Raw genomic sequence first — 13,455 nt, 5'->3', positions numbered from 1 at the left:
TCGTAAGGCCCCGCCCGCCGGACCCGCGTCTACAGGTGCGGCAGGATCGCCGGCATCAGGTCCTGGAAGGTGCGCCCGTTGGCGGCCGTACCGAGCGCGGTCATCGTCCAGCCCGAGCCCGCCCGGTGCACCTTGGCCATGATCTGGGCGGTGTACTCGCCGCCGCCGGCCAGCGTGTAGCGGGCGAGTTCCTGGCCGTTGGACTCGTCCACCAGACGGCAGAACGCGTTCTCGACCTCCTGGAAGGTCTGGCCCGTGAAGGAGTTCACGGTGAAGACGATCTGGTCGATGTGGACGGGGACGCGCTGGAGGTCCACGAGGATCGCCTCGTCGTCGCCGCCCTGACCGGCGCCGCCCACCAGGTTGTCGCCGGTGTGGCGCACCGACCCGTCGTCGCTCACCAGGTGCCGGAAGAAGACGACGTCGACCGGCTGCTTCTCGGCGAAAAGCACCGCGGAGGCGTCCAGGTCGATCTCCTTGGTGCGCGAGCCGAACAGGCCGCGGCGCTTGGCCGCCTGCCAGCCCAGGCCCATGCGGACCGCGGTGAGGGTGCCCCCGTCGTTCTTCTCCAGGCTGATGGCCTGACCCTTGGCCAAGTTGACCGACACGGCTGAATCCCCTCTCGAAGGTCCCCTGTTGTCGCGCATCGCGCGGCTGATCAGAACCCTACGCAGGGGCACCGACACCGCCGAACCCCGGCCCGCGCTTTGTGTCGGTGTTGCAACACTCCGCGTGTATGCCGAGGTCCGGCGGTATGTCCCGGATCAGGCGATGCCCGCCTCCCGCATCTGGCGCAGCTCCTTCTTCATCTCGGAGACCTCGTCGCGCAGCCGGGCCGCGATCTCGAACTGCAGCTCAGCGGCGGCGGCGCGCATGCGCTCGGTCATCTCCTCGATCTGTTCGGCGAGCTCGGCCGCCGGACGGTCCGTGGGCACCGCGGCCGCGGCCTTGCCCTTCGCGCCCCTGGCCGCCTTGCCGCCCTTGAGTGCCTTGTCGCCCAGCGCGGGGACGGGGGCCTTGGCTCCCTTGCCGTCCTTCGACTTGCGGTAGCCGCTGCCGAGGAGCTGCTCGGTGTCGACCTCCTCGCGGGCGATCTGCGCGACGATGTCGTTGATCTTCTTGCGCAGCGGCTGCGGGTCGATGCCGTTCGCCTTGTTGTAGGCGATCTGCTTCTCACGGCGGCGGTTGGTCTCGTCGATGGCCCGCTCCATCGCCGGGGTGATCTTGTCGGCGTACATATGGACCTGGCCGGAGACATTGCGCGCCGCGCGGCCGATGGTCTGGATCAGCGAGGTGCCGGAGCGCAGGAAGCCCTCCTTGTCGGCGTCGAGGATCGCCACCAGGGACACCTCGGGCAGGTCGAGGCCCTCGCGGAGCAGGTTGATGCCGACCAGGACGTCGTACTCACCGGCGCGCAGTTCGCGCAGCAGCTCCACGCGGCGCAGGGTGTCGACGTCGCTGTGCAGGTAGCGCACCTGGATGCCCAGTTCCAGGAAGTAGTCGGTGAGGTCCTCGGCCATCTTCTTGGTGAGCGTGGTGACCAGGACGCGCTCGTCCTTCTCGGTGCGCTTGCGGATCTCGTGCACCAGGTCGTCGATCTGGCCCTCGGTGGGCTTGACGACGACCTCGGGGTCGACCAGGCCGGTGGGGCGGATGATCTGCTCGACGACGCCGTCGGAGCGCGACAGCTCGTAGTTGCCCGGAGTGGCCGACAGGTAGACGGTCTGGCCGATGCGCTCCTGGAACTCCTCCCACTTCAGGGGCCGGTTGTCCAGGGCGGAGGGCAGGCGGAAGCCGTGCTCCACGAGGGTCCGCTTGCGGGAGGCGTCGCCCTCGTACATCGCGCCGATCTGCGGGACGGTGACGTGTGACTCGTCGATGACGAGCAGGAAGTCGTCCGGGAAGTAGTCGAGCAGGGTGTTGGGCGGGGAGCCGGGCGAGCGGCCGTCGAAGTGCATCGAGTAGTTCTCCACGCCGGAGCAGGTGCCGATCTGGCGGAGCATCTCGATGTCGTAGGTGGTGCGCATCCGCAGCCGCTGGGCCTCCAGAAGCTTGCCCTGCTTCTCCAGCTCGGCCAGGCGCTCGACCAACTCCTTCTCGATGTCGTTGACGGCCCGCTCCATGCGTTCGGGGCCGGCGACGTAGTGGGAGGCCGGGAAGACGTACAGCTGCTGGTCCTCGCTGATGATCTCGCCGGTGAGCGGGTGGAGCGTGGACAGGGCCTCGATCTCGTCGCCGAACATCTCGATGCGGACGGCGAGCTCCTCGTAGACCGGGAAGATCTCGATGGTGTCGCCGCGGACGCGGAAGGTGCCGCGGGTGAAGGCCAGGTCGTTGCGCGTGTACTGGATGTCGACGAAGCGGCGCAGCAGCTCGTCCCGGTCGACCTCGTCACCGACTCTGAGGGGGACCATGCGGTCCACGTACTCCTGCGGGGTGCCCAGGCCGTAGATGCAGGACACGGACGCGACCACGACGACGTCGCGGCGGGTGAGCAGCGAGTTGGTCGCCGAGTGGCGCAGCCGCTCGACCTCCTCGTTGATCGAGGAGTCCTTCTCGATGTAGGTGTCCGACTGGGGGACGTACGCCTCGGGCTGGTAGTAGTCGTAGTACGAGACGAAGTACTCGACCGCGTTGTTCGGGAGGAGCTCGCGGAACTCGTTGGCCAGCTGGGCGGCCAGGGTCTTGTTCGGCGCCATCACCAGGGTGGGGCGCTGGAGCTTCTCGATCATCCACGCGGTGGTGGCGGACTTGCCGGTGCCGGTCGCGCCCAGCAGGACGACGTCCTTCTCGCCGGCCTTGATGCGCTTGGCCAGCTCGGCGATGGCCGCCGGCTGGTCGCCGCTGGGCTGGTAGGGACTGACGACCTCGATGGGCGCCACCGAGCGTTCGATGTGGGAAACGGGCCGCATGCCATCAACCGTACGACCCCCCACTGACAACGGAGCCCGGTCAGCGGTTCTGCGGGGTGCGGGCGCCCTGCCGTACGGGCCCCCTGCCGGGGTGTCGGTGCAGGTGAGAGGCGCGGCGTGGGCCGGTGCGGGGGGCGAGGGAGGTCGCGGGGACACCAGGTGCGGGCAGGGCGGGTGCCTGCTCGGGGCGGCGCAGGACCAGCATCGGGTCGAGGATCACGACGACACCGGCGAGGACCAGGAGGACGAGGGGGCCGAGCAGCATGGGGACGAGGGCGGAAGCGTCCGGTGTGTCGGCGGTGGTCTCGGCGGTGCCGTCGAGGTGGACGCGGAGGGCGGCCATGGCCGTGTAGTGCATGCCGCTGACCGCAAGGCCCATCAGAAGGCTCGCCCCCACGCTGGGCAGCAGGCCGCGGGCGCGTCCGGCGGCCCACAGGGCGGTGGTGGCTGCGGCGACCGCGATGACGACGGAGGCGACGACGGTGGGGGTGCTGTAGGCGAAGTTGCCGTGGAAGCGCATCCCGGCCATGCCGAGGTAGTGCATCGAGGCGAGGCCCAGCCCGGTGACGGTGCCGCCGGTGAAGAGTGGCGCCCCGGTGGCGCCCCGGTAGCCGACGATGAAGACACCCACGCCGACCATGACGACGGCGAGCCCGAGGCTGGCGTAGGTGACCGGCTCGTCGTAGTGGACCGGGGCCCCTTCGATGCTGAAGCCCATCATGGCGACGAAGTGCATGGTCCAGGTGCCGCAGCCGAGCGCGGCGGCGCCGAGGGCCAGCCAGGCCGGTCGTCGCGAGTGCGTGACCAGCAGGGACCGGGTGATGCAGCGCAGCCCGAGGGCGCCGCCGAGGCAGGCCATCAGATAGGCCACCAACGGGGTGACGGCCCCGTAGCCGAAACCGTCGACCGTGCCCTGCATCCGCGGCTGCCCTTCGCTTTCGTCTGTCCCGGAAACCCCGAAAATGCGCGCCGTACCAGGACCACGCGGGCGGCCGGGAGTATCGCTGAGAGTATGACTGCCACCGGAATGGTCGAACGACTTTCCGACAAAGAAACACGGGCTTGCCCCACTTGTGAGCCACTGGTGAGCGCTCGGCGGCGTCTTACCGGCATATGTGACCTTGGTGCGGCCGCGTCCCGCTGCCGCTCTGCTGTCACTCTGGTGCTGTCGGTTGCCGGTCCGTCCCGGGGTGCCGGTCCGGTGCCGTGGTTTTCCGTTCGACGCGAGGAGTAAGCATGCAGACGCGCCTGGTCGCCGTGATGACCGCCGTGGTCCTGGCGGTGTTGTCCGCGGTGGCCCTGGTGAGCCTCACCTCCGACGCCAAGGCGGGCGTCCGGCCGCCCTTGGTGATCGCCCACCGGGGTGCCCCGGCCCACGCTCCCGAGAACACGCTGCCCTCGATCGACGAGGCGGCGCGGCTGGGCTCCACGTGGGTCGAGAACGACGTCCAGCGGACCAAGGACGGCCGGCTGGTGGTCATCCACGACGACACTCTGAAGCGCACCACGAACGCCGAGAAGGTCTTCCCCGGCCGGGCGCCGTGGAAGGTGAAGGACTTCACCGCCGCCGAGATCGCCCGGCTGGACGCGGGAAGCTGGTTCTCCCCCGCCTTCGCGGGCACGCGCGTGCCGACGCTGGAGCAGTACATGCGCCGCGTCGAGCGCAACCACGAGAGTCTGCTCCTGGAGGTCAAGAACCCGGAGCTGTATCCGGGCATCGAGCAGCAGATCCTGAAGGTCCTCGGCAACGAGGGCTGGCTGGACCGCGGCCATCTGAAGCGGCTCGTCGTGCAGAGCTTCAGCGCGGACACTGTGCGGACCGTGCACGAGCTCAAGCCGGCGCTGACCACGGCCTACCTCGGGGCACCCCCGGTCTCGCAGCTGAAGCAGTACGCGCGCTTCGCCGACCTGATCAATCCGTCGTACGGATCACTCACCAAGTCGTACGTGTCGGCGGTGCACGGCGTCCGCGGGCCGCACGGCCGGCCGCTCGGGGTGTACGCCTGGACGGTGGACGACAAGGCCACCGCCCGCAAGGTCGCGGGGTACGGCGTCGACGGGATCATCAGCAGCAAGGCGGACGTGGTGCGGGCGGCGCTGGACCCGAAGTGAGCCGGTCCGCGGCCGGGGCGTAGGGGCGGGATGCCGGTGCGGGACCGGGCGGTGGGCGCGGGCGGTGCGGGGCAGGCGGGACGGATCGGTAAGCGGGGAGGCCGGGGCGGGCGGGCCGGGGCGGCGGGCGTTGTCAGTGGTGGGTCGTACCGTGGGCGCATGGACAGCCATGGGCAGGACGAGCAGCGGGTGGTGTGGACCGTCGTCGGGACCGACATCGGACCGCTGCTGCTGGCGGCGACCAGGCACGGACTGGTCAACGTGGTCTTCCACGCCACCGACGCGGTGCGCGAACGGACGCTGGAGCGGCTGGCGGCGTGGTCCGGCAGCGCGCCCGTGGCAGATCCGCGGGCGCCGGTGCTGGTCGAGGCGATACGTCAGCTGCGGGCCTACTTCGCGGGCGAGCGGCGGGACTTCGAGCTGCCGCTGGACTGGTCGCTGATCTCCGGGTTCAACCGGCAGGTGCTGCGGGAGCTGGCGACCGGGGTGCCGTACGGCAGCGTGGTGGGGTACGGCGATCTCGCCGGCCGGGTCGGGCAGCCCGGCGGGGCGCAGGCGGTCGGCGCGGCGATGGGCGCCAATCCGCTGCCGGTGATCGTGCCGTGCCACCGGGTGGTCGAGCGTGACGGCGGAATCGGGGGGTTCGGCGGCGGGCTGGAGACCAAGCGGCGGTTGCTCGCCCTGGAAGGGGTGCTGCCGGAACCGCTGTTCTGAGCGGTCGCCCACCGGATCCGGCCAGGGCCGGTCGCCGTTCGGCCAGGTACGGCCGGCTCGTGTGCGCCGCCGGGCCTCCCGGTGTTTAGCCGTGGCCGGTGCCCGCCAGGGATAGCGGCAGGGACCGGCGGACAGGAGGCGGGCACATGGTGCTGGTGGTGTCGGAAGAGGTCCGGGAGGCGATCGCGGCACGGCGGCCGGTGGTGGCCCTGGAGTCCACGATCATCGCCCATGGTCTGCCCCGCCCGCGCAATCTGCTGGTGGCCCTGGAACTGGAGGACGCGGTACGCGCCGAGGGCGCGGTCCCGGCGACCGTCGCCGTGCTCGACGGACGCCCGCTGATCGGCCTGGACAAGGCTCAGCTGGAGCGGGTCGCCCAGGGCGGTGGCATCCGCAAGCTGGGCCATCGCGATCTGCCGTTCGCCGTGGCGACGCGGGCGAGCGGGGCGACCACCGTGTCGGCGACCGCGCGGCTGGCGGCGCTGGCGGGCATCCGGGTCTTCGCCACCGGTGGACTCGGCGGGGTGCACCGGGAGTGGACGGTGACCCAGGACGAGTCGGCCGACCTGGGGCTGCTGGCGCGGACCGGGATCACCGTGGTGTGCGCGGGCGTGAAGTCGATCCTGGACGTGCCGGCGACCCTGCAACGGCTGGAGACGCTGGGCGTGCCCGTCGCCGGGTACGGCACGGACCGGTTCCCCGGCTTCTACCTCTCCGACTCGGGGTATCCGGTCGACTGGACGCTGAGCGGCCCGGAGGAGGTCGCGCGGGTGATGCGGGCCCAGGACGCGCTGGGCGGGGCCGAGTCGGCGCTGATCGTCGCCAATCCGGTGCCGGAGGCGGAGCAGCTCGACCCCGAGCTGCACGCGCGTGTGCTCGGCGAGGCGCTGGCCGCCTGCGCGGAGCAGGGCGTCACCGGTCAGGCGGTGACCCCGTTCCTCCTCGACTACCTGGTGCGGCACACCGACGGCGCGTCGCTGCGCGCCAACCTGGCGGCGGTGCGTGGCAACGTGCGGCTCGGGGCGCGGATCGCCACGGCGTGGGCGCGGGGGTGACCGGGGCCCGTACGGGGGCGCTCCTGGTCGTCGGGGACGTCGTCACGGACGTGGTCGTCCGGCACCGGGGGCCGCTCGCGACCGGCACGGACACCGCCGCGGTGATCCGGACGGTGCCGGGCGGCGCGGGTGCCAACGTGGCCTGCTGGGCCGCCCACTCGGGCCGTGCGGACGTACGGCTGCTCGGCCGGGTGGGCGCGGACGCGGTGGCGTGGCACGAACGGGAGCTGGTCGCGGCCGGGGTGCGGCCGCTGCTGGTGACGGACCCGCGGGCGGCGACCGGGACGGTGGTGTGCCTGGTCGACGCGGGCGCGGCGGCCGAACGTACGTTTCTGACGGACAGCGGGGCGTCCTTGCGGCTGGAGCCGGCGGACTGGTCGGACGCGTTGCTCGACGGGGTCGACTGGCTGCACTTGTCGGGTTATCTACTCTTCACGGAGTCGAGTCGGGCGCTCGCGCGGATCGCGCTCGATGCCGCACGCGCACGGGGCGTGCCGGTCAGCATGGATCCGGCGTCGGCCGGCTTCCTGCTGGAGCTGGGGGTGGACCGGTTCCTCGCCTTCGCCGAGGGGCTGGACGCGCTGCTGCCCAGCCGCGACGAGGCGTGCCTGCTGACGGGGCTGGCGGAACCGGCCGACGCGGCGGCCGAGTTGAGCCGTGCCGTCCCGCTGGTGGTGGTCACGGCGGGGGCGGACGGAGCGCTGGTGGTCCGCTCCGGGGGCGCGCCGGTGCGTGTCCCGGCCGTACCGGCGAACGCGCGCGACACCACGGGCGCCGGTGACGCCTTCACCGGCGCCTTCCTCGCCGCCCTCCTCGCGGGCGCGGACCCGAGGGAAGCGGCGGTGCGAGGGTGCCGGGCGGGCGCGCGGGCGGTGGCACGGACCGGCGGCAGACCACCGCGTCCGGGGCGGGTGGCCGGGGAGGGCGTGACGCGGGGCGGCTGAGGAGCGTGCCGGGCGGGGCGGCCGAGAGAACCCGTCGGGCGAGGCGGTTGCGCTCGCGCCGGTCGAGCCGGGTGAGGGCAGGTCGGTCGCGCGAGAGGTGCTGTGCGCCGCGTCGAGGGGGCGGGCTATGCCTTGCGGCCCCATGCCGAGATCATCGGCGCCGTGGTCAGGTCCATGCCGCCGGTCTCGACGTTGGAGAGGTGCTGGTCGATCTCCTCGTCGGTGGCCAGGCCCGCGTCGAGGAGGCGGCCGCGGATCTGGCGGACCGTCGCGGCTTCCAGGGCGGTGCACGCGGGCGAGGTCACGGGGAAGAAGCCGTCGGCCTCGACGTCGCGCAGTCCGGCCTCCCGGAGCAGGCGCGGCAGTCGGCGGCCGTAGGAGAGGTCGGCGCCCCGTTCGGCGAGCAGGCTGCGGAAGCCCTGGCGGAGCCGGTTGGCGAGCCGCTGCTCGGGGCCGTACTCGTCGGGGCAGGTGAGCGGCTGGAGGGCGGGGTCGGCGTCCTCGATCAGCAGTCGGCCGCCGGGCTTCAGCGCCTGGATCATGGACCTCAACGCGCGTGCGCGGTCCGGGACATGGACGAGGACGAGCCGGGCGTGGACCAGGTCGAACCCCTCCCCCGGCGGCTCCTCGGCGCCCACGTCGTGGGTGCGGATCTCCACCGGCGGCTGGTCCACGGGGGCCAGCCGGGAAGTGTCGATGTCGGTGGCCACGACCGTGCCGTCCGGCCCGACCTTCCGCGCGAGCCAGGACACCACGGAGGTGCCGCCGGCCCCGACCTCCCAGCAGCGCCAGCCCGGCTCGATACCGAGGGCCTCGATGTGCCGGAAGGTCGTGGGGTCGAACAGGGTGGCGAACGCGTCGAAGCGCTCCCCCGCCTCGCGCTGCCGGTTGTCCAGGAGATACCCGTCGGATGCTGTCATGACGGGCATCATCGCAGGTGACTGGCGGGTCCGGGCGGTCGGCTCCACTGGCGCGAGGGGCCGGCTCCGCGGGGGCGGACGGACGGTTCGGCGGGGGCGGCCGGTCGGTTCGGCGCAGGCGGACGGGGGTTTTCCACAGGCGGGAACAAAGCGGAATTCCCTGTTTCCACAGGCTTGCCCGCTCTTTGCCCGAGACTGGCACACTTTCGAGCCAGGGCGCCGAAGCGCCGCAGGGGGAGAACCACGCGAGGAGACCCGGATGTCCATGGCAGGGAATCTGCGGAAGGTCACGAAGCTGGGCGCGGCCGACGGTCTGCGCAAGGTCGCTCAGCTGGCCCGGCGGCGGCCGCGCGTGGACCTGAGCCATCCCGCCCGCTCGCCGCTGGGCTCCTCCGTGGTCAACTGCGTGATGTACCAGGACGGCATACGGGTACCGCAGTGCACCGATCTGCTGGAAGCCGTGCGGATGGTCCGCAAGACCGGCGAGGGCTTCGTCTGGCTGGGGTTGCACGAGCCGACGGACCGTGAGTTCGCGGGCGTGGCCGAGCTGTTCGACCTGCATCCGCTGGCGGTGGAGGACGCGGTCGAGGCCCATCAGCGGCCGAAGCTGGAGCACTACGGCAACACTCTGTTCGCGGTGTTCAAGACCGTCTGCTACGTCGAGCACGAACGGCTGACCGCGACCAGCGAGGTGGTGAACACCGGCGAGATCATGGCCTTCGTCGGTGAGGACTTCGTCATCACGGTGCGGCACGGGCGGCACGGCTCGCTCGGGCCGCTGCGCGAGGAGCTGGAGGCACACCCGCACCAGCTCTCCAAGGGGCCGGCGGCGGTGCTGCACGCGCTGGCGGACCATGTGGTCGACGGCTATCTGAGCGTGACGGACGCGGTGCAGGCCGACATCGACCAGGTGGAGACGGAGGTGTTCTCGGAAGGGGGTGCGCGGCTCGATCCGGGGCGCATCTACCAGATGAAGCGTGAACTGCTGGAGCTGAAGCGGGCGGTGATGCCCCTGGCCCGCCCCGTGGAAGACCTTGCCACCCGGCCCCTGCGGGTCGTCGCCCCCGACATACAGGCGTACTTCCGGGATGTGCTCGACCACCTGACCCGCGCCACGGAGCAGATAGCCGCCTTCGACGAACTGCTCAACTCCATCCTCCAAGCGCACCTCGCGCAGGTGACGGTCGCGCAGAACGAGGACATGCGGAAGATCACGGCATGGGCGGCCGTGATCGCCGTACCGACCATGGTGTGCGGGGTGTACGGCATGAACTTCGACCACATGCCGGAGCTGCACTGGCGGTTCGGCTATCCGCTGGCCATGGGGGTGATGGCGGCGGCGTGCCTGGCGCTGTACCGGGGGTTCCGCCGCAACGGGTGGCTCTGAGCCGCGACGGCCGCCTTGACCGGCCGTACGCCGGGCGGCGGGCGGGTGCCGGTGTCCGGTACGGGCGGTGCGCGCGACGCGGCCGTTCCGGTGGGGCAGGCGCCGGAGGTCAGCCGCGCCAGGCGGGGTGGCGTGGATCGTCGGCGCGGACGAGGACGTCCGCCGTGGTGGCCGGGTCGCTCTCCGCCTCGTAGCGTTCGAAGGCGGGAAGCGTCCAGTGGTCGGCTTCGGGAGTGCGGCGGCGCAGAGCGGCCGGGGACAGGAGGACGTGGACGGTCAGGTCGAACGGGAACCAGTGGCGCAGCAGAAGGGGGCCGTGAAGCAACAGAACGCCGCCGGGCGGGAGTTGGACGTACGGGCTGCGGGTGGCGCGGTCGGTGGTGGGGTCCCACAGGTCGGGCAGGACGCGCCCGCTGCCGCCGGGGTCGAGCGGGCCGAACACCTCGCGCCACAGGGCGCCGGTGTCGTACCAGCCGCCGTAGTACGACTCCGCGTCGCGCCGTCCGTGTTCCAGGCGCAGTGAGGCGGGGCGGAGAAAGCCCTCCGCTCCGACGACCAGCGAGGGTCGGCCGCGCACCCGGAGTGCCTCGCCGACCCGTTCGGCCAGGTCTCCGGGGTGGGCGGCCGGGGCCCCGTCGACGGCGACGCGCAGCCACGCGCCACCGTCGGCCGGCACCGACCCGGCAAGCCGGTCGGCGAGCAGTCCGGCGAGCCGTTCCCAGGTGATCGCTTCGAGTCGCACGGGGCCATGATGCCGGGTGGGAGAGGGGGGTGGGTGGGGGTGGGGGGGCCGGGGGGAGCCCCCCCTGTCTTTGGCCGAGCCATCGCGGATCCCCCACGCACGCACCACCAGGACGCGCCACAAAGAGGTCACGCGGAGAGAAGCCCAAGGGACGAGGACCACACGGACAGAGCCGGGGCCGAAAGGCAGCGCACCGAACGGGGAAGGAAACAAGCATGGAGACCCCCTCAACTCCCCTCCCTGCACACGGGCTTGTCGTCATCCAGCCCCTCAGGCACCAGCGCTGTTCGGCCTGTCGGCGTGGGCCGCTCTCCCTGCTGGTGCTGGAGGACGGTGCTCCCCGCTGCCTGGGCTGTGCGGATCTCGGGCATCTGGTCCTTCTGCCGCGCGGTGACACGGCGCTGACGCGCAGGTCGCGGGAGGAGAGCGCGTTGTCGGCGGTGGTGGTGCGGTTCAACCGGCGCAAGGGCCGTTACGAGCGGCAGGGTGTGCTCGTGGAGGAGGCGGCGCTGGCGCGGGCCGAGGAGCGGTGTCTGGCGGACGCGGAGGCCCGGCGCCGGCGGCGGGCACGGGACGCGCGGCGCAGAGGGGTGGAGGACGAGCGGTTCGCGGCGGCGTTCGCGGCGGAGATACTGCGGCTGTTTCCGGGCTGCCCGGCGGAGCGGGCGCGGGCGATCGCGGCGCATGCCTCCGTGCGGGGCAGCGGACGGGTGGGGCGCAGTGCGGCGGGGCGGGCGCTGTCCGAGGGTGCGGTGATCTCGGCGGTCGTGGCGGGTGTACGGCATGTGGACACGCCGTACGACCAGCTGCTGATGAGTGGGGTGCCGCGGTACGAGGCCCGGCGCCGGATCGTCCCTGTCGTGGAGGGCGTGCTGCGGTCGTGGCAGGGGGGCGAAGAGGAGGGCGTGGGCTGACGGTACGGGGGCCTGCGGCATCGGCTACAGAGTGTGACCCTCGCTGCGGACTGCGATACCCACCGCCCCGGACCCGCTCCGTCGCCCGCTCTGCGCCGCCCCCCGTGCGGTCGTATCGTGGCCAAAAGAGTGCCGATATGTGTCGCCCGGTGGCGTACGGCCGGTCGGGTGGGCGGTGCGGGGTGCCCGTAGGCGAGGAAGATGATCATGGCCGATCCCAAGGGGTTCATGACCACGCCGCGTCAGGAGTGGGCGCGGCGGCCCGTCGGGGAGCGGGTGCGGGACTGGGACGAGGTGTATGCGCCGGGGGCGCTGCTGCCGATCATCAGCAAGCAGGCGGACCGGTGCATGGACTGCGGGGTCCCCTTCTGCCATGACGCCTGTCCGCTGGGCAATCTCATCCCCGAGTGGAACGACCTGGTGGCCCGCGAGGACTGGCGGGCGGCGAGCGAACGGCTGCACGCGACGAACAACTTCCCCGAGTTCACCGGGCGGTTGTGTCCGGCGCCCTGTGAGGCGGGGTGTGTGCTGGCGATCAACCAGCCGGCCGTCACCATCAAGAACGTCGAGTGCGCGATCGCCGACCGGGCCTGGGAGGAGGGGTTCGTGCCGGCGCGGCCGCCGGAGCGGTTGTCGGGGAAGACGGTCGCCGTCATCGGCTCAGGGCCCACCGGGCTCGCCGCCGCGCAGCAGTTGACGCGGGCCGGGCACACGGTCGCGGTGTACGAGAAGGACGACCGGATCGGTGGGCTGATGCGGTACGGCATCCCCTCGTTCAAGATGGAGAAGCGGCATCTGGAGCGGCGCCTGGAGCAGATGCGTGCCGAGGGGACGAGGTTTCGGACCTCGATGTCGGTGGGCCGGGATGTCGACGCGGCGGAGCTGCGGACGCGGTACGACGCGGTGGTGCTCGCCACGGGCGCCACGGCGTGGCGGGAGCTTCCGGTGCCGGGGCGGGAGTTGGAGGGGATACATCAGGCGATGCGGTATCTTCCGCTTTCCAACCGGGTGGGCGAGGGGGATCTGGAGGTCTCGCCGTTGTCGGCGGCGGGGCGGCATGTGGTGATCGTCGGCGGCGGGGACACCGGGGCGGACTGCCTGGGCACGGCGGTGCGGGAGGGTGCCGCGTCGGTGACCCAGCTGGACATCTACGCGCAGCCGGGCACGGAGCGCGACGAGTACGCGGAGCCGTGGCCGACGTATCCGAAGGTGTACCGGTTGTCGCCCGCGCACGAGGAGGCGGCGGAGCTGCGGACGGCGCCTGCGGCGGACGCGGACGCGCGATTGTTCGCGGCGTCGACGCTGCGTTTCACCGGAGACGAGGGCGGGCATGTGCGGGCGCTCGAACTGGTGGAGGTGGACGAGCGGCGGCAGCCGGTGCCGGGGACCGAGCGGACGATCCCGGCGGACCTGGTGCTGCTCGCGCTGGGGTTCTCGGGGCCGGACCGGGAGGACGGGTTGGTCGAGCAGTTGGGGCTGGCGCTCGACGCGCGGGGCACGATCGCCCGTGACATCGGTTTCGCCACCAACGTTCCGGGGGTGTTCGCGGCCGGGGACGCGGCGCGCGGGCAGTCGTTGATCGTGTGGGCCATCGCGGAGGGGCGGGCGGTGGCGGCGGCCGTCGACCGGTATCTGACGGGTAGTTCGCAGCTGCCCGCACCGATCTCGCCCGGAGACAAGCCGATGCGGGTGTGAGCCGGGGGCGGCTGCCCGCCCGTGGGCACCCGCCGCCCCCGCCGCACTCACCGACCAGGA

The 13,455-nt window shown here is 72.1% G+C and carries 12 protein-coding genes; 7 read left to right on the top strand and 5 right to left on the bottom strand.

Features of this window, described 5'->3' with window-relative positions; genetic code table 11:
* Window positions 1-29: 29 nt before the first annotated feature.
* From ACZ7EC_RS09040 to ACZ7EC_RS09030, 3 genes are all read right to left on the bottom strand, one after another.
* Window positions 30-608, bottom strand: coding sequence for a TerD family protein (locus ACZ7EC_RS09040; protein ID WP_471059653.1), 579 nt, complete (start codon window positions 606-608; stop codon window positions 30-32).
* 156 nt (window positions 609-764) lie between these two features.
* The gene (gene uvrB / locus ACZ7EC_RS09035) at window positions 765-2,912 is read right to left on the bottom strand and encodes an excinuclease ABC subunit UvrB (RefSeq protein ID WP_471059651.1); all 2,148 of its coding nucleotides are present in this window, start codon (window positions 2,910-2,912) and stop codon (window positions 765-767) included.
* A 40-nt stretch (window positions 2,913-2,952) separates the two neighbouring features.
* Window positions 2,953-3,831 carry an MHYT domain-containing protein gene (locus tag ACZ7EC_RS09030; protein ID WP_471059649.1) on the bottom strand — a complete coding sequence of 293 codons (879 nt, stop codon included), beginning with the start codon at window positions 3,829-3,831 and terminating at the stop codon, window positions 2,953-2,955.
* A 317-nt stretch (window positions 3,832-4,148) separates the two neighbouring features.
* On the opposite strand from ACZ7EC_RS09030, the gene ACZ7EC_RS09025 reads away from it, so the two are divergent.
* From ACZ7EC_RS09025 to ACZ7EC_RS09010, 4 genes are all read left to right on the top strand, one after another.
* Window positions 4,149-5,024: a glycerophosphodiester phosphodiesterase gene (locus ACZ7EC_RS09025; RefSeq protein WP_471059647.1), complete on the top strand. Its 876-nt coding sequence runs from the start codon at window positions 4,149-4,151 to the stop codon at window positions 5,022-5,024.
* A gap of 159 nt (window positions 5,025-5,183) precedes the next feature.
* Window positions 5,184-5,738, top strand: coding sequence for a methylated-DNA--[protein]-cysteine S-methyltransferase (locus tag ACZ7EC_RS09020; RefSeq protein WP_471059645.1), 555 nt, complete (start codon window positions 5,184-5,186; stop codon window positions 5,736-5,738).
* Between the two features lie 146 nt (window positions 5,739-5,884).
* On the top strand, window positions 5,885-6,793 hold the full coding sequence (locus ACZ7EC_RS09015; protein WP_471059643.1) for a pseudouridine-5'-phosphate glycosidase: 909 nt from the start codon (window positions 5,885-5,887) through the stop codon (window positions 6,791-6,793).
* On the top strand, window positions 6,778-7,737 hold the full coding sequence (locus ACZ7EC_RS09010; RefSeq protein ID WP_471059641.1) for a carbohydrate kinase family protein: 960 nt from the start codon (window positions 6,778-6,780) through the stop codon (window positions 7,735-7,737). Before ACZ7EC_RS09015 ends, ACZ7EC_RS09010 begins: the two co-directional genes overlap by 16 nt.
* Window positions 7,738-7,862: 125 nt before the next feature.
* Here ACZ7EC_RS09010 and ACZ7EC_RS09005 read toward each other — a convergent pair whose 3' ends face one another.
* The gene (locus ACZ7EC_RS09005; protein WP_471059639.1) at window positions 7,863-8,657 is read right to left on the bottom strand and encodes a class I SAM-dependent methyltransferase; all 795 of its coding nucleotides are present in this window, start codon (window positions 8,655-8,657) and stop codon (window positions 7,863-7,865) included.
* Window positions 8,658-8,916: 259 nt separating this feature from the next.
* Between ACZ7EC_RS09005 and corA the strand changes: the two genes are divergently transcribed.
* Complete coding sequence (gene corA / locus ACZ7EC_RS09000; RefSeq protein ID WP_471059636.1) at window positions 8,917-10,044, top strand: magnesium/cobalt transporter CorA; 1,128 nt, start codon at window positions 8,917-8,919, stop codon at window positions 10,042-10,044.
* Between the two features lie 109 nt (window positions 10,045-10,153).
* Here the strand turns inward: corA and ACZ7EC_RS08995 are convergent, their stop codons facing one another.
* Window positions 10,154-10,786 (bottom strand): nucleoside/nucleotide kinase family protein, encoded by a 633-nt coding sequence (locus tag ACZ7EC_RS08995; protein ID WP_471059634.1) that lies wholly within the window; start codon window positions 10,784-10,786, stop codon window positions 10,154-10,156.
* Window positions 10,787-11,001: 215 nt separating this feature from the next.
* Between ACZ7EC_RS08995 and ACZ7EC_RS08990 the strand changes: the two genes are divergently transcribed.
* Together ACZ7EC_RS08990 and ACZ7EC_RS08985 are read left to right on the top strand one after the other, a co-directional pair.
* The gene (locus tag ACZ7EC_RS08990) at window positions 11,002-11,700 is read left to right on the top strand and encodes a DUF2293 domain-containing protein (protein ID WP_471059633.1); all 699 of its coding nucleotides are present in this window, start codon (window positions 11,002-11,004) and stop codon (window positions 11,698-11,700) included.
* Window positions 11,701-11,907: 207 nt separating this feature from the next.
* On the top strand, window positions 11,908-13,395 hold the full coding sequence (locus ACZ7EC_RS08985; RefSeq protein WP_471059631.1) for a glutamate synthase subunit beta: 1,488 nt from the start codon (window positions 11,908-11,910) through the stop codon (window positions 13,393-13,395).
* Window positions 13,396-13,455: the final 60 nt, after the last annotated feature.

It is taken from the genome of Streptomyces sp. NPDC037203 (assembly GCF_055605065.1).
Note: the sequence above shows the minus strand (reverse complement) of the source record. Positions and strands in the feature narration are given on the sequence as shown.